Below are 14712 nucleotides of genomic sequence, written 5' to 3'. Positions count from 1 at the left end.
CCAGGCTTCGCGCACTTCGTGTCGCTTCGCCAACCCCCTCGCCGGGGGCAACACCTGCGGCCCGGCAAAGCCGGGTCCGCGGTGTTCCTGGAAAGAATCAGGTTTTTGCGGCTTCCAGCGACTCCTTGAGGTTGCGCCGGCGCCAGGCCCAGGTCTTGATGGCCTGCGGCAAGATGCCCAGGCAAGAGGCGTAGTACGTCACCTTGAAGCCCCAGAAGCGCGGGCCGATGGGCGTGTTGCGGAACAGGTCGCCGGCCAGGATGGACAGCAGCGCTTCCTGCATGCGCCAGATGTTGCGCGGGTTCATGAACAGGCGCCGGATGGCCGGCGATGTGATGCGGTAGATGAACCACGAGAACATCTTCGGTCCGTGCTTCATCACCTTCTCGTAGTGGCGGAAGGCCTTTTCGGCCTCCTTCATCTCGCCCTTGAGCCAATGGTCGGCGCAGGTCGCGGCCTCGAAGCCGCTGTTCATCGCCAGGTACACGCCCGAGGAGAACATCGGATCGACGAAGGCGTAGGCGTCGCCCACCATCATGAAGCGGTCGCCGCGGCAGAAGGCCGAGTCGTAGGCGTAGTTGCCGGTGGAGGTGGCGCCTTCCATCAGCGTGKCGTTCTTCAGCCGGTCGGCGAGCTTGGGCGCGAGCGCGATGGTTTCCATCAGGAACTCTTCGAGCGTGCCCTTGCGGTTCTTGAAGTACGCGGGCGAAGCCACCGCGCCGACGCTCACGGTGCCGTCTTTCAGCGGGATGTACCAGAACCAGCCATGGTCGAACCAGAACAGCGTGATGTTGCCCTCGAAGCGGCCCGGCCGCCGCTCGGCGTTGGCGAAGTGGCCGAACAGCGCCGCGCTGGCGTGCTTGCGGTTGCGGCGCTTGGCGTCGAACTGGTTCGACAGCAGGGTGTCTCGCCCGCTGGCATCGATCACGAAGCGCGGGCGCCAGGTGGTCTCGGTGCCATCGTCGCCCTTGACCTTCACCGCCGGCCTGTTGTCGGGCGTGCCCTTGCCGGCCTCCATGTCCACGCCGGTGACGCGCTGGCCCTCGAAAGTGCGCGCGCCGCGCTTGCCGGCGTGGCGGAACAGCAGTTCGTCGAACTCCGAGCGGCGCACGTGCACCGCATAGGGAAAGCTCTTGTCCATCGCCTCCGCGAAGTGGAAATGGCTGGAGTGGTCGTGCCAGGGCGAGACGAACTCGGCCCCGTGCTTGCGGATGCCGATGGCCTCGACCTCGGTGCGCACGCCCAGGCGGTCGAACAGCGGCATGTTCATCGGCAGCAGCGACTCGCCGATGTGAAAGCGCGGGTGCTGCGCCTTCTCGATGAGCACCACGTCGTGCCCCTTGTCCGCGAGCAGCGCGGCCACCGTGGAGCCCGAAGGGCCGCCTCCGACGACGACGACGTCGGGATCGTTGCTGGTGAAAGGTCCGGATGCCATGCGTTGTTGCCCCTCTTGTCGTGGTGTTGTCGTTCTCGGCGATACCCCGGCTCGATCCCCGGCTGGAGAGCCGGTCTGTTAACCAGTTGGTAACGATCTGCAGTTTAGCGAACCCGCGAGACCGCCTCGATCCGCTGGAACCCGCCTGATCAGAAGGAAGCTATGGATCCAGGCGTTTTCGGCATTTCCCCAGTAATAAGAGGCCCCGCTTTTGCGGTAGCCTCATTGCCCGTCAGAAACAAGGAGACTTTCATGGCTGCACCCCTTTCCCCCGCAGAAGAAGCACTTCGCGAGGCAGCGCGCGAATACCACCGCTCGCCCGTCAAGGGCAAGATCTCGATCACCCCGACCAAGCCTCTGCTGAACCAGCGCGACCTGTCGCTGGCGTACTCGCCGGGCGTGGCCTATCCCTGTCTCGACATCGCCGCCGACCCGGCCACGGCCTCCGAATACACCGCGCGCGGCAATCTGGTGGGCGTCATCACCAACGGCACCGCCGTGCTCGGCCTGGGCGACATCGGCCCCCTGGCCGCCAAGCCCGTGATGGAAGGCAAGGGCTGCCTGTTCAAGAAATTCGCCGGCATCGACGTGTTCGACATCGAGCTGGCCGAGCGCGACCCCGACAAGCTGGTCGACATCATCGCGGCGCTGGAGCCCACGCTGGGCGGCATCAACCTGGAAGACATCAAGGCGCCCGAGTGCTTCTACATCGAAAAGAAGCTGCGCGAGCGCATGAACATCCCGGTGTTCCATGACGACCAGCACGGCACGGCCATCATCTCGGCCGCCGCGCTCATCAACGGGCTGGAACTGGTCGGCAAGAAGATCGAGGACGTGAAGATCGCCGTCTCGGGTGCCGGCGCCGCGGCCATCGCCTGCCTGGACGTGATGGTCGGCCTGGGCGCCAAGCCCGCCAACATCCACGCGTGCGACTCCAAGGGCCTGATCTACATGGGCCGCGCAGGCGGCTTCGACGAGTCCAAGGCACGCTACGCCCAGAAAGACACCGGCGCCCGCACCCTGGCCGACGTGGTGAAGGACGCCGATGTGTTCCTGGGCTGCTCGGCCCCGGGCGTGATGACGGCCGAGATGGTCAAGACGATGGGCACGCAGCCCATCATCCTGGCGCTGGCCAACCCCGAGCCCGAGATCCGCCCCGAACTGGCCAAGGCCGTGCGGCCGGACTGCATCATCGCCACCGGCCGTTCGGACTACCCGAACCAGGTCAACAACGTGCTGTGCTTCCCCTACATCTTCCGCGGCGCGCTGGACTGCGGCGCCAGCAAGATCACGGAAGAGATGAAGCTGGCCTGCGTGCGCGAGATCGCCGAGCTCACCAAGGCCGACATCAGCGAAGAGGTGGCCACCGCCTACGCCGGCCAGGAGCTGTCCTTCGGGCCCGACTACATCATTCCCAAGCCCTTCGACTCGCGCCTGATCCTGCGCATCGCGCCGGCCGTGGCCAAGGCCGCGGCCGCCTCGGGCGTGGCCACGCGCCCGATCGAGGACATGGACGCCTACCGCCAGCACCTGACGCGCTTCGTCTACCAGACGGGCATGTTCATGCGCCCTGTGTTCAGCGCCGCCAAGATCGCCACCGCCAAGCGCGTGGCCTACGCCGAAGGCGAGGACGAGCGCGTGCTGCGCGCCGCCCAGTGGGCCGTCGACGAGGGCCTGGCCAAGCCGATCCTGGTGGGCCGCCCCGCCGTGATCGACGCGCGCATCAAGAAGGCCGGGCTGCACATCCGCGCCGACGTCGACTTCGAGATCGTCAACCCCGAGGACGACCCGCGCTTCCGCACCTACTGGGAGAGCTTCCACAAGATCATGGGTCGCCGCGGCGTGACGCCCGAAGCCGCCAAGACCATGGTGCGCCGCTCCAACACCACCATCGCCGCGCTGATGATGCACCTGGGCGACGCCGACGCCATGATCTGCGGCCTGGTCGGGCGTTTCGACGTGCACCTGGAGCACATCCGCAACCTGATCGGCCTGAAGCGCGGCGCGCCGGGCTTCGCCACGCTGAACGCGCTCACGCTCGACAAGCGCACGGTGTTCATCACCGACACCAACGTGAACGAAGACCCCAGCGCCGAGCTGCTCGCCAGCATCGCGGTGATGGCCGCCGAGGAAGTGCGCCGCTTCGGCCTGCCGCCGAAGGTTGCCTTCCTCTCGCACTCGAACTACGGCACCTCCAGCCGCTCTTCGGCCCGCAAGATGCGGCTGGCGCGCGACCTGTTCGCGCAGATGGCGCCCGACATCGAATGCGACGGCGAGATGCACGGCGACGCGGCGCTGTCGGAAGAAGTGCGCCGCACCGCCCTGCCCGAGACCACGCTGAGCGGCGAAGCCAACCTGCTGGTGTGCCCGAACCTCGACTCGGCCCACATCCTCTACAACGTGCTGAAGATGACCGGCGCCAACGGCATCACGGTGGGCCCGGTGCTGCTGGGCGCCGCGAGCTCGGCGCACGTGCTCACGCCCTCGTCGACGGTGCGCCGCATCATCAACATGACGGCGCTGGCTGTGGCGAAGGTCACGGTCGACAAGTAAGAAGCGGGAAAGAAGCAGGAAAGAAGTGGGCTTGGCGCCCGCTTTTAGTGCTCGAAACGCGGCTTCGGCCGCGTTTTTGCATTGGCGCGGTGCGGATGGCGTCTTCGGCGCACCGCTTCGATCCACGAGGAAGGGTTCGCACCAATCACGTGCGGGCACCGTTTTTGCTTGAATGCAGAAGCATTCAATCCCCTTTCATCCAACGGATCGATCTCCGCATGAACAAGCGCCAACTGCTCCAGTCCTTCCTCGCCGCCTCGGCCATCAGCTTCGGCCTCGCACCGGCCTTTGCACAGAGCCCGACGCCGATCAAGTTCCAGCTCGACTGGCGCTTCGAGGGACCGGCGGCGCTGTTCCTGCACCCCGCCGCCAAGGGCTACTTCAAGGCCGCCGGCCTCGACGTGACGATCGACGCGGGCAACGGCTCGGGCGGCACCGTCACGCGCGTGGCCTCGGGTGCCTACGACATGGGCTTCGCCGACCTCGCGGCGCTGATGGAGTTCCACGCCAACAACCCCGACAGCCCCAACAAGCCTGTCGCGGTGATGATGGTCTACAACAACACGCCGGCCTCGGTCATGGCGCTCAAGAAGAGCGGCATCACCAAGCCGTCGGACCTCACGGGCAAGAAACTCGGCGCGCCGGTGTTCGACGCGGGCCGCCGCGCCTTCCCGATCTTCGCCAAGGCCAACAACATCGGCGCCGTCAACTGGACCGCGATGGACCCGACGCTGCGCGAGACCATGCTGATGCGCGGCGACATCGACGCCATCACCGGCTTCACCTTCACCTCGCTGCTCAACCTCGAGGCGCGCGGCGCAAAGGCCGCCGACGTGGTGATCCTGCCCTACCCCGACTACGGCGTGAAGCTGTATGGCAACGTCATCATCGCCTCGCCCAAGCTCATCAAGGAGAACCCGGCGGCGGTGAAGAAATTCCTCTCGGCCTTCGCCAAGGGCGCCAAGGAAGTCATCGCCAACCCGGCCGTGGCCATCGAGTCGGTGAAGGCGCGCGACGGCATCATCGACAGCAAGCTCGAGACGCGCCGCCTGCAGCTGGCCATCGACACCGTCATCAACAGCCCTGACGCGCGCGCCGAAGGCTTCGGCGCGGTCAATGCGGGCCGCCTGTCGCTCATGGCCTCGCAGGTGTCGGACGCCTTCAACACCAAGACGCGCGTGAGCCCCGACGCGGTGTGGACCGCCGCGCTGCTGCCGCCCGCGGCCGAACTGAACATCCTGAAGAAGTGATGGCAGCCGCATCGCAGGACGCGGCCGCAGCCCCCTTCGTCGCTCCCTTCGTCGATTTCCAGGACGTCTGGCTCGCCTACAACGAGGAGCTGCTGCGCGCCAACCACTTCGCGGTCGAGGCCATCGACCTGAAGGTGAAGCGCGGCGAGTTCATCGCCATCGTCGGGCCCTCGGGCTGCGGCAAGTCGACCTTCATGAAGCTCACCACCGGGCTGAAGATGCCGTCGATGGGCAGGATCCGCATCGACGGCCAGCCGGTGACCGGCCCGCTGAAGATCTCGGGCATGGCCTTCCAGGCGCCCTCGCTGCTGCCATGGCGCACCACGGTCGACAACGTGCTGCTGCCGCTGGAGATCGTCGAGCCCTACCGCTCCAGCTTCAAGGCGAAGCGCAAGGAGTACGAGGAGCGCGCCCGCCGCCTTCTGCAGAAGGTGGGCCTGGGCGGCTACGAGGACAAGTTCCCCTGGCAGCTCTCGGGCGGCATGCAGCAGCGCGCGAGCATCTGCCGCGCGCTCATCCACGAGCCCAAGATGCTGCTGCTCGACGAGCCCTTCGGCGCGCTCGACGCGTTCACGCGCGAGGAGCTGTGGTGCATCCTGCGCGACCTCTGGACCGAGCAGCAGTTCAACGTGATCCTGGTGACGCACGACCTGCGCGAGTCGGTGTTCCTCGCCGACACGGTGTACGTGATGAGCAAGAGCCCGGGCCGCTTCGTGGTGAAGCGCGAGATCGACCTGCCGCGCCCGCGCGAGCTCGAACTCACCTACACCAAGGAGTTCACCGACATCGTGCTGGAGCTGCGCGGCCACATCGGCGCCATCCGCAACACCGGCGCGAGCGCCGCCCAGTCCGCCGCGGCGGTGTCTCACTGAGGGCGGCGCGCACATGAAGAACACAAAACAGATCGAACGCTGGTCGCCCTGGCTGCTGCTCGTGGCGGTGCTCCTGCTGTGGCAGGTGATCTGCTCGGCCTTCGAGGTCTCGGACTTCATCTTCCCGAGCCCGTGGCGCATCTGGACGCAGTTCTGGGAATTCAAGGAAGTCATCGCCGGCCATGCCTGGCGCACCTTCTGGGTCACGATGGCAGGCTTCGGCCTTGCGATCGTGGTGGGCGTGCTGCTGGGCTTCGTCATCGGCAGCTCGCGCATCGCGTACGCGGCGATCTACCCGCTGATGACGGCCTTCAACGCGCTGCCCAAGGCGGCCTTCGTGCCGATCCTGGTCGTGTGGTTCGGCATCGGCATCGGGCCGGCGATCCTCACGGCATTCCTGATCAGCTTCTTCCCGATCATGGTCAACATCGCGACCGGCCTCGCCACGCTGGAGCCCGAGCTGGAAGACGTGCTGCGCGTGCTCGGTGCCAAGCGCTGGGACGTGCTCATGAAGATCGGCCTGCCGCGCTCCATGCCCTACTTCTTCGGCTCGCTCAAGGTGGCCATTACGCTGGCCTTCGTGGGCACCACCGTCAGCGAGATGACGGCGGCGAACGAAGGCATCGGCTACCTGCTGATCTCGGCCGGCTCGGCCATGCAGATGGGCCTGGCCTTCGCGGGGCTGATGGTGGTGGGGGCCATGGCGATGCTGATGTACGAGCTCTTCAGCGTGGTCGAGAAGCACACCACGGGGTGGGCGCACCGGGGGTCGCAGAACCAGTAGGCTGCACCGCGAAGAAGGAATCCGGGGGCACCCCACGAACCCTGCCCTCGAAGACGTTCGCGAACTTCGAGCCCCCGGATCGGTCCGGCGGATCGCCGAACCCTCCTCCGGGAGGTGCCCGCGCGGCACCTCAACCAAGCAACAGCGAAGCCTCGTCCCGCCAGTAGTTCACCGCGGCCAGCCACCCTTCCCACACACAGCCATTGCAGCCGCGGCCGCAGCAGGTGGTGGGCTCGGGCGGCGGCGGGCGCAGCGTGAGACCCTGGGCGTCGAGCAGCGCCTGCACGCGTGCGATCAGCGCCTGCGCGCCCGCGAGGTTGGTGGGTTCCGGAAGCTGGTCGATGGGGTTCATGGCGCAAAGGTCCTCAGGCCAGCAGGTTCAGCTCCAGCCGCATCTTCGCTCCGCCCGATTCGCTCGACCCGATCGTGAGCTGGCCGCCGTGCAGGCGCGCCACTTCGGCCACCAGATGCAGGCCAAGCCCCGCGCCGCGTCCGCGTGGCACCAGCCGGTGGAAAGGCGCCACCACGCGCTCGCGGTCGGCCTCGGGAATGCCGGGCCCGGAGTCGAGCACCTCGAAGCCCGAGGGCTCCCACAGCCGCACCTGGATGTCGCAGCCCTGCCCGCCGTGCTCGATGGCGTTCTGAATGAGGTTGCTCAGCGCACGCTCCAGCGAAGGCGCATCGCCGCGCACCCACAGCGACCCGGGCGCATCGACCGACAGCGTGCAGCGGTTCATGATGGCCAGCGGCGCGATGTCGCCCGCCACGCGCTCGCACAGTGCCTTGAGGTCGACCTGCTGCCGGTCGTGCGCCGCGACATGGTCCAGCCGCTGCAGGTCGAGCAGTTGCTCGGCCAGCGTTGCGAGGCGCGCCGAGGCCTGCAGGAGCTTGACCTTGAGCGGCCCGTCCTGCAAGCCTTCGAGATGGATCTGCAGCGTGGTGATGGGCGTGCGCAGCTCGTGCGCGGCATCGGCCAGGAAGCGCTCCTGCCTGTCATAGCCTTCGTTGAGCCGGTCGAAGGCGCGGTTCACCGCGTTGACCAACGGCCGGATCTCGCTCGCCACGCCGGCCAGCGGCAGCCGCGTGGTGCGCTCGTGAACGTCGATGCCCTCGGCATGCTCGGCCGTGGCCACCACCCCCTTGAGGCCGCGCTTCACGACGAAGGGCGTGGCCAGGATCACACCCAGACAGGTCACCAGCGCCATCGGCGCCACCAGGAACAGGAAGGCAATGGCGGTGCCCTTGAGCGTGTTCCTCACCGTCAGCGGACTGCCGGTCTGCGTCATCACGGCCACCGGGCCCGCGCGCGTCTCCACGCGCTCGAAGCGGGCCTTGGGGCGCGTGTTGTCGCCCTCGGGATCGATGGCCATGCGCTCCATGCCGTCGAGCGAATCGAAGAGCCTGGCGTAGACGGGCGGCACCTCGCCGTTGCGCAGTTCCGATCCGCGGCTGTCGCGCGCGATGAACCAGAAGGGCGGATCGGCCTCGCGCAGGCGCTGCACATCGGGCGTGGGCTCTATCGCCAGCTTGCCGTCGGGCGCCTTCACCAGCGCGCGCTGGATGGCCTTGATGGTTTCCTGCCCGGTCTCGTCGACCACGCGCCCCAGCGCCCAGGCGAGGCCGAGAAAGCCGCCCATCACGAGCACGCCAACCACCACCTGCAGCAGGATCAGGCTCCAGATGAGCCGCCAGCGCAGCGAGAGCAGGCCTTGTCTCATGCGCCGGTCATGCCGCCGGACGCGCCGCGCAGATCAGGTAGCCCACACCGCGGATGGCATGGATCTCGACTTGCGCCCCGGCCTTGTCGAGCTTGGAGCGCAGCCGCGAGATGTGCGTGTCGAGCGCGTTCGACTGGATGTCGTCGGCGTGGCCGTACACGCGGTCCTGCATGGCCTCGCGCAGCACGGTACGGCCGCGGTGCTCCAGCAGCGCCTCCAGCACGAGCAGTTCGCGCCGTGGCAGCGTGAGGCACTCGTCGCCCACGTGAACCTGCCGCGTGTGATGGTCGAAGCGAAGCTGTCCGAGCGTCATGACGAGGTTCGCTCGAACCGCAGGTCGCCGTGCCAGCGCGCGCACGCGCGCCATGAGTTCGTCCATCGAGAAGGGCTTGGCGAGATAGTCGTCGGCGCCGCCATCGAGGCTCAGCACGCGCTCGGCCACGTCGGTCATGGCGGTGAGCACCAGCACGGCTGCGGGAATCCCGTTCTGGCGCAGGAAGGCCACCAGCGAAAGGCCGTCGCCGTCGGGCAGGCCGCGGTCGAGCACGATCACGTCGTGCTGCGCGGACAGAGCCGCATCTTCGGCCTCGCGCAGCGAGCCGGCCACATCGACCACTGCCTGGTTCTGCCGCAATGCAGAAGCCAGGGCCTGGGCGAGGTCGACTTCGTCTTCGACGAGCAGGATTCTCATGGAGGTACGGAGGAAAGAGAGGCCAGCGAAAGGCCACGGGGAGCCCGAGGCCGGCCATTCTAGGAGAGGCCCTCAGGCGGCTCGCGCAATGTTCACGCAATGCAGTTGCATAAGCTGCGATGCCGATGACCTCCCGCCCCGCGCCCTCCTCCCCTGCCTGTTTCACTCCCTGGTACGCGGAATTGGGACGACGGTTCGCCACGCTCTGGGTGGTGAAGATGATCGGCACCACTGTCGGCATCGCCGGTTTCTTCGTCCTGTACTTCTGGGTGATGCACAACCCGCCAGCCGAACCCACGGTGATGCCGCTCACCGCACTCGACCGCTGGGTCGGCCTGAGCAACGACGCCATGGTTCTCTATGGTTCGCTGTGGTTCTACATCTCGCTGGCGCCCGCCTTCGCGAAAGACAAGGCCGAACTCCGGGCCTGTGCGCGCGACGCCGCGGTGATGGCGGGCATGGGCCTCGCGGTGTTCTGGCTCTTCCCGACGACGGTGCCGGCATTCGCGGTCGACTGGGCGCAATACCCGTCGCTGATGTTCCTCAAGAACGCCGACGCCGGCGGCAATGCCTTTCCGTCGCTGCACGTGGCCTTTGCGGTGTTCGCCGCCATGCTGCTGGAGCGCCAGCTTCGCGAGGTGCGGGCTCCGGCGTGGCTGCGCGTGTTCAACGTGCTGTGGGCGTTGGGCATCGTCTATTCGACGCTGGCTACGCGCCAGCATGTGCTGCTCGACGTGATCGGCGGCACGCTGCTCGCCGCCGTCGTGAGCGGGGCGGGCACCGCTCGCGCCCGGCTGGCCTGGAACGAGGCCTGAATCCTTACCAGAAGATCCAGAGCGCCAGGCCGCCGAAGATGGCCCACTTCACGAGGTAGTACACCCGCTTGTCCCAGGCCTTGAGGCGCTTGCCGACCACGCGGATCTGATAGATGTACTTGAACGCGCGGTTGAGGCCGCCGGTCTTGTCACTGGCATCGTTGGGCGACGCCGCGGCGGCCAGCAGATTCTTCGCGAACCAGCGGTTCACCGCGCTGGCCCAGCGGTACTTCAGCGGGCGCTCGATGTCGCAGAACAGGATCACGCGGTCGTGGTCGGTCGTGTTCTCGGCATAGTGGATGTAGGTCTCGTCGAACACCACGGCCTCGCCGTCGCGCCAGTGGTAGCGCTGGCCGTCGACGTCGATGTAGCAGCCCTCGACGCCCGGCGTCCACAGGCCGAGGTGGTAGCGCAGCGAACCCGCGAAGGGGTCGCGGTGGCGCACGAGGCGGCTGCCAGGCGGCAGTTCGGCGAACATGGCGGCCTTGATGGTGCCGATGCCCTTGAGCAGTTCGGTGGTGCGCGGGCACAGCACGGCGGCCGAGGGGTGCGCATCGTCGTACCACTTCAGGTAGAAGCGCTTCCAGCCGCTCTTGAAGAAGGAGTTGAAGCCCACGTCGTTGAACTGGCTCGAGGCCTTGATGCTGCCGCCGTTGCGCATGGCCAGCGCTTCCTCGCGGATCACTTCCCAGTTTTCCTCGAGCACGCGCATCTCGGGGAACTCGGCAGGCGACAGGTAGGGCGTGCCCGGCACCTTCGAGAAAAGGTACATGAAGACGTTCAGCGGGGCGAGGAAGGTCGAGTGATCAGAGAGCTGCCTGAAGAAACGATGCCGCACCTGGCCGCGGAAATGAACGTAGAGCGCGCTGAGCGCGAAGATGGCAAGAATGACCCACTTCATGGGAAAGTGTCCTGTAAACAGCGCCGGATAGTGTAATTCCTCGCCCCAATTTGGGCCTGACCAGGCCCTTTTGTGCCCTTTGGCCGTGCACCGGGGAAGGTTTCAGCTGCACAGCAGGGGCTGCGGCGCGTCGGCCATGGCCAGCGGCAGCCGCACGGTGGCCAGCAGGCCGCCGCTCGCGGTTGCGCCCAGCGTCACCTCGCCGCCATGCCGGTCGACCACCGACTTGACGATGGCCAGCCCGAGCCCGCTGCCGCTCTGGCTCTGGTCGGGGTTGCGGAAGAAGCGGTCGAACACCCGCTCGCGCAGCGCGGACGGCACGCCGGGGCCCTGGTCCGCCACCGTCAGCAGGGCCTGCGCGCCGTCGCGCGACACGTGCACGACCACCGCGCCGCCAGGCGGGCTGTACTTGATGGCGTTGTTGATGAGGTTGTCGATCATCGAGACCAGGCTCTCACGCTCGCCGAGCACAGGCACAAGGTCTTCGCAGACCAGTTCCAGTTCGATGCGGTGTGAACTCGCCAGGCTTTCGATCATGGCCAGGCGGTCCTGCACCAGGGCGTCGAGCGACAGCATCACGGGCAGGGTGTTGTCCGGGACCGCGTCGCTGCGCATCAGCTGCAGCAGCTGCCCCACGAGACGCGCCGCGCGGTCGTTGCTGCGCAACAGGTTGCCCATGAGCTCGCGCTGGCGCTCGTCGGTGCTCTGCTCCTTCAGCGCCTCCACGTTCACGCGCATGGCGGCCAGCGGCGTGCGCAACTCGTGCGCGGCGTCGGCGATCAGGCTGCGCTCGCGCGAAGTGCTGTCGCGCACCCGCTGCAGCAGGCTGTTGATACTCTGCACCAGCGGCTTCAGTTCCTTGTGCGGCGGCATGTACGACAGGGGCGTGAGGTCGGCCGGCCCGCGCTCCGCGGTCTCCTGGCTCACCCGCCGCCACGGCCGCAGCGCGAGGCGCACCGAAAGCCACGCGGGAAACACCAGGAAAGGCAGGCTGATGACCAGCGGCAGCAGGTAGTAGCCGCGATTCATGATGGTGACGGTCAGCCGCCAGACGCTGGGTTCGGCCAGCATCACGCGCACGTCCGAGGTGGTCGAGGCCAGCGTGCGCGCGCGCCACTCGCGCCCCCCCGCCTTCACGGTCTCGATGCGATTGAGCGCGTTGTTGAGTATCACGGGCACGGCCGCCGTCGAGCGATAGATGAGCCTGTCGCCCTGCCACACCTGCATGACCGCCGAGGCGTCCGAGGAAGCGTCGCCGTCGCCCATGGCCTCAAGCAGCGCGGCATCGAAGGCCGCCAGGGTCTGCTGCTGCTTTCCGGGCTGGTCGGCCGTGTTCTGCGCGATCGCCATCACCGTCTGGAAAATCTTGTCGAACTTCAGCAGCTCGGGGTCTTCGTAGGAGTCGTAGAGCAGCAGCCCGGTGGCCATGGTCCACAGCAATGCGACCACGCCCATCTGCGCAAGCAGCAGGCGCCGCATCAGGGAAGGTCGCGTCCAGTTCTTCCAGCGCCTCGCCAGCGCCCGCATCATTTCTGTGTGCTCCGCGCCAGCGATTGCACGTCGATCACGTAGCCGATGCCGCGCACCGTGCGGATGTAGCCCTGGCCGATCTTCTTGCGCAGGTTGGAGATGTGCACTTCGAGCGAGTTGCTGCCGTTGGCCTGTCCGCCAGGCAGCACCTGTTCTTCCATCACCCTGCGCGTGACCACGCGGCCGGTGCGCTTGAGCAGCAGCGCCAGCAGGTCGAACTCGCAGCGCGACAGCTCGACCGGCTCGCCGTCGACGATCACGCCGCGCGTGGGCTCATGCAGCGCCAGCCCGCGCATGCGGATGGTTTCGTCGTTGAAGCCATAGCTGCGGCGTGCGAGCGCGCGAACGCGCGACAGCAGTTCTGCCAGCGCGAAGGGCTTGACCAGGTAGTCGTCGGCACCGTCGTCCAGGCTGCGCAGTCGGTCGTTGAGCGCATCGCGCGCGCTGAGCACCAGCACCGGCAGCATGTGGCGGTCGCGGCGCAGGCGGAACAGCAGGTCGAGCCCGTCGCCGTCCGGCAGGCCGAGGTCGAGCAGCACCATGTCGAAGGTACCGCCTTCGAGCGTACGCAGCGCATCCTCGAGCCTGCGCACCCACACCACGTCCATGCCTTGATTGGCCAGCGCGATGCGCACGCCGTTGCCGAGGTCAAGGTCGTCCTCAACAAGCAAGAGATTCATGAGCCTCCACGTGAACTGACCACTCCGTCTCCGGAATGTGGCGGAAGTATCTGCCAAGCGATGCAGCCGCACTTCAGGAAATCTTCATGAACACCGAAGCTGGTCTTCAGGTGCGGCCGGGACACTGCGGCGATCACCCACACACCTACGGAACGGAGTACCGAAGTGAATCCACCGCACGCTCTCCCCCTCCCTCGCGACTGCCAGGATCGCAGCCGTCCGCGTCGAAGGGAAATTCTTCATCTCATCGCGCTGGGCGGCGCTGCCGGTCTTTCGGCCTGTGGAGGCGGCGGCCACGGCGGCGGTATCGGCCCCGGGATCGGGGCCGGCTTCGACGAGGGCACTGCCTCGCCCCAGCCCGGCACCCCCGGCACCCCCGGCACCCAGCCGAACGCTGCCCCGGCTGCCCCTGCGACCGCTGCCGGCACGAGCCCGCAGAGCGATGGCGGCGAAATCAAGGCGCCGGTCGTCGACCGCCGCCTCAAGGTATCGGACTCTCCCGAAGTCTCGCTGCAGGTGCGCGACTGGCAGCCACCGCGCAGCAGCGGCCTGGTGTTCGTGTTTCTGCCCGGCCTGGGCGCCAACGCACGCAGCTTCGACGGCCTGGCGGCCGGGCTGGCGGCCAAGTCGCGCGTGATCGCGATCAGCCGCCGTGGCTATGGCCTCTCGGACAAGCCGCTGCCGTTGAAGACCGCCACGCAGTACTACGACGTCGATACGCTCGTCGCCGACCTGAAGGCTGTGCTCGATGCGCTTGGCGTACAGCGGGCGGTGCTCGGCGGCCATTCGATCGCGGGCAACGAACTCACCCGCTTCGCGGGCCTGTATCCCGAGCGGACGCAGGGCCTGATCTACCTGGACACGACCTTCGACTACACGGCTACCCCGGACAGCGGCGGCGAAGAGCCCCCGACGAATCCTCTGCTCGAAGAACCCAAGCCGACACCGGAGGACGCGAGGTCGCTGCAGGCAGCCGTCGCATTCTTCCGCCGCAGTTCGAAGTCTTGGGGGCCGGTGCAGGACGCGAGCCTGCGCGACAGCCTCGACGTTCACGCGGATGGCAGCGTGAGTCCCAACACCCCTTCCGAAGTGAACGATGCAATGGAAACAGCCGCCCATTCCTATTCGCCCGACTACAAGACCGTGCGCGCGCCTTCGCTGGTCGTGACAGCCTTGCCCGCGGAGCCTCGCGACATGTTTCCGTGGCTGGAACTGCCGCTCGACGCCAAGACGCAGAAGGATGCCGCAGCTTACGTGCGCATCGTCCGCCGGGCGGCCATCACGAACTCGAACCAGCTCGTGGCGGCGCTCGACACGCCGAACCGCCTGACGCTGGACAACGCCAATCACGGCGACTTCATCGTGGAGCGCGAAGCCGAAGTACTGCGCGCCATACAGTTCATGACATGGGCCTGAGCCATGATCGGTGGCAAACGCGTGTCCTCCCGCCTGACGCGAGCGCAGGCATTCATTGACCGATCGA

General features: G+C 67.2%; 13 protein-coding genes. 6 read left to right on the top strand and 7 right to left on the bottom strand.

Going from position 1 to position 14712, the window contains the following annotated elements; genetic code table 11:
• Positions 1-97 precede the first annotated feature (97 nt).
• Entirely contained in the window at positions 98-1435 is a 1338-nt protein-coding gene (locus QMO14_RS05120) for an NAD(P)/FAD-dependent oxidoreductase (RefSeq protein WP_301505131.1), read from the bottom strand.
• A 252-nt stretch (positions 1436-1687) separates the two neighbouring features.
• Between QMO14_RS05120 and QMO14_RS05115 the strand changes: the two genes are divergently transcribed.
• The 4 genes from QMO14_RS05115 (at position 1688) to QMO14_RS05100 (ending at position 6894) form a co-directional block, all read left to right on the top strand.
• Positions 1688-3988, top strand: coding sequence for an NADP-dependent malic enzyme (locus QMO14_RS05115; protein ID WP_301505129.1), 2301 nt, complete (start codon positions 1688-1690; stop codon positions 3986-3988).
• A gap of 218 nt (positions 3989-4206) precedes the next feature.
• Positions 4207-5238, top strand: coding sequence for an ABC transporter substrate-binding protein (locus QMO14_RS05110; RefSeq protein WP_301505127.1), 1032 nt, complete (start codon positions 4207-4209; stop codon positions 5236-5238).
• The gene (locus QMO14_RS05105) at positions 5238-6110 is read left to right on the top strand and encodes an ABC transporter ATP-binding protein (RefSeq protein ID WP_301505125.1); all 873 of its coding nucleotides are present in this window, start codon (positions 5238-5240) and stop codon (positions 6108-6110) included. The genes QMO14_RS05110 and QMO14_RS05105 overlap by 1 nt, the downstream gene beginning before the upstream one ends.
• Positions 6111-6123: 13 nt before the next feature.
• The gene (locus QMO14_RS05100) at positions 6124-6894 is read left to right on the top strand and encodes an ABC transporter permease (RefSeq protein WP_301505123.1); all 771 of its coding nucleotides are present in this window, start codon (positions 6124-6126) and stop codon (positions 6892-6894) included.
• A 130-nt stretch (positions 6895-7024) separates the two neighbouring features.
• Here the strand turns inward: QMO14_RS05100 and QMO14_RS05095 are convergent, their stop codons facing one another.
• The 3 genes from QMO14_RS05095 to QMO14_RS05085 are packed head-to-tail and all read right to left on the bottom strand — an operon-like array spanning position 7025 to position 9303.
• Positions 7025-7246 (bottom strand): oxidoreductase-like domain-containing protein, encoded by a 222-nt coding sequence (locus tag QMO14_RS05095; RefSeq protein WP_301505122.1) that lies wholly within the window; start codon positions 7244-7246, stop codon positions 7025-7027.
• A gap of 13 nt (positions 7247-7259) precedes the next feature.
• Complete coding sequence (locus QMO14_RS05090; RefSeq protein ID WP_301505120.1) at positions 7260-8612, bottom strand: HAMP domain-containing sensor histidine kinase; 1353 nt, start codon at positions 8610-8612, stop codon at positions 7260-7262.
• Positions 8613-8619: 7 nt separating this feature from the next.
• Positions 8620-9303, bottom strand: coding sequence for a response regulator transcription factor (locus QMO14_RS05085; RefSeq protein WP_301505118.1), 684 nt, complete (start codon positions 9301-9303; stop codon positions 8620-8622).
• Positions 9304-9485: 182 nt separating this feature from the next.
• Between QMO14_RS05085 and QMO14_RS05080 the strand changes: the two genes are divergently transcribed.
• Positions 9486-10118 carry a phosphatase PAP2 family protein gene (locus tag QMO14_RS05080; RefSeq protein WP_301505116.1) on the top strand — a complete coding sequence of 211 codons (633 nt, stop codon included), beginning with the start codon at positions 9486-9488 and terminating at the stop codon, positions 10116-10118.
• 4 nt (positions 10119-10122) lie between these two features.
• Here QMO14_RS05080 and lpxO read toward each other — a convergent pair whose 3' ends face one another.
• From lpxO to QMO14_RS05065, 3 genes are all read right to left on the bottom strand, one after another.
• Complete coding sequence (gene lpxO / locus QMO14_RS05075; RefSeq protein WP_301505114.1) at positions 10123-11019, bottom strand: lipid A hydroxylase LpxO; 897 nt, start codon at positions 11017-11019, stop codon at positions 10123-10125.
• Positions 11020-11121: 102 nt separating this feature from the next.
• A complete protein-coding gene (locus tag QMO14_RS05070) occupies positions 11122-12549 on the bottom strand; it encodes a HAMP domain-containing sensor histidine kinase (RefSeq protein ID WP_301505112.1) in 1428 nt (475 codons plus the stop codon).
• Complete coding sequence (locus QMO14_RS05065) at positions 12546-13229, bottom strand: response regulator (RefSeq protein ID WP_301505110.1); 684 nt, start codon at positions 13227-13229, stop codon at positions 12546-12548. Before QMO14_RS05065 ends, QMO14_RS05070 begins: the two co-directional genes overlap by 4 nt.
• Positions 13230-13394: 165 nt before the next feature.
• On the opposite strand from QMO14_RS05065, the gene QMO14_RS05060 reads away from it, so the two are divergent.
• Positions 13395-14645: an alpha/beta fold hydrolase gene (locus tag QMO14_RS05060; protein WP_301505108.1), complete on the top strand. Its 1251-nt coding sequence runs from the start codon at positions 13395-13397 to the stop codon at positions 14643-14645.
• Positions 14646-14712 lie beyond the last annotated feature (67 nt).

It is taken from the genome of Variovorax sp. CAN15 (assembly GCF_030462475.1).
Lineage (GTDB): Bacteria > Pseudomonadota > Gammaproteobacteria > Burkholderiales > Burkholderiaceae_C > Variovorax.
This window is presented reverse-complemented; position numbering and strand designations above follow the sequence as displayed.

What these genes read in the sequence shown, in the direction of transcription:
- QMO14_RS05105 (WP_301505125.1), top strand. Translation starts at nt 5,238, where the DNA reads ATGGCAGCCGCATCGCAGGACGCGGCCGCAGCCCCCTTCGTCGCTCCC.
- QMO14_RS05095 (WP_301505122.1), bottom strand. Translation starts at nt 7,246, where the DNA reads ATGAACCCCATCGACCAGCTTCCGGAACCCACCAACCTCGCGGGCGCG.
- QMO14_RS05085 (WP_301505118.1), bottom strand. Translation starts at nt 9,303, where the DNA reads ATGAGAATCCTGCTCGTCGAAGACGAAGTCGACCTCGCCCAGGCCCTG.
- QMO14_RS05065 (WP_301505110.1), bottom strand. Translation starts at nt 13,229, where the DNA reads ATGAATCTCTTGCTTGTTGAGGACGACCTTGACCTCGGCAACGGCGTG.
- lpxO (WP_301505114.1), bottom strand. Translation starts at nt 11,019, where the DNA reads ATGAAGTGGGTCATTCTTGCCATCTTCGCGCTCAGCGCGCTCTACGTT.
- QMO14_RS05110 (WP_301505127.1), top strand. Translation starts at nt 4,207, where the DNA reads ATGAACAAGCGCCAACTGCTCCAGTCCTTCCTCGCCGCCTCGGCCATC.
- QMO14_RS05115 (WP_301505129.1), top strand. Translation starts at nt 1,688, where the DNA reads ATGGCTGCACCCCTTTCCCCCGCAGAAGAAGCACTTCGCGAGGCAGCG.
- QMO14_RS05090 (WP_301505120.1), bottom strand. Translation starts at nt 8,612, where the DNA reads ATGAGACAAGGCCTGCTCTCGCTGCGCTGGCGGCTCATCTGGAGCCTG.
- QMO14_RS05100 (WP_301505123.1), top strand. Translation starts at nt 6,124, where the DNA reads ATGAAGAACACAAAACAGATCGAACGCTGGTCGCCCTGGCTGCTGCTC.
- QMO14_RS05070 (WP_301505112.1), bottom strand. Translation starts at nt 12,549, where the DNA reads ATGATGCGGGCGCTGGCGAGGCGCTGGAAGAACTGGACGCGACCTTCC.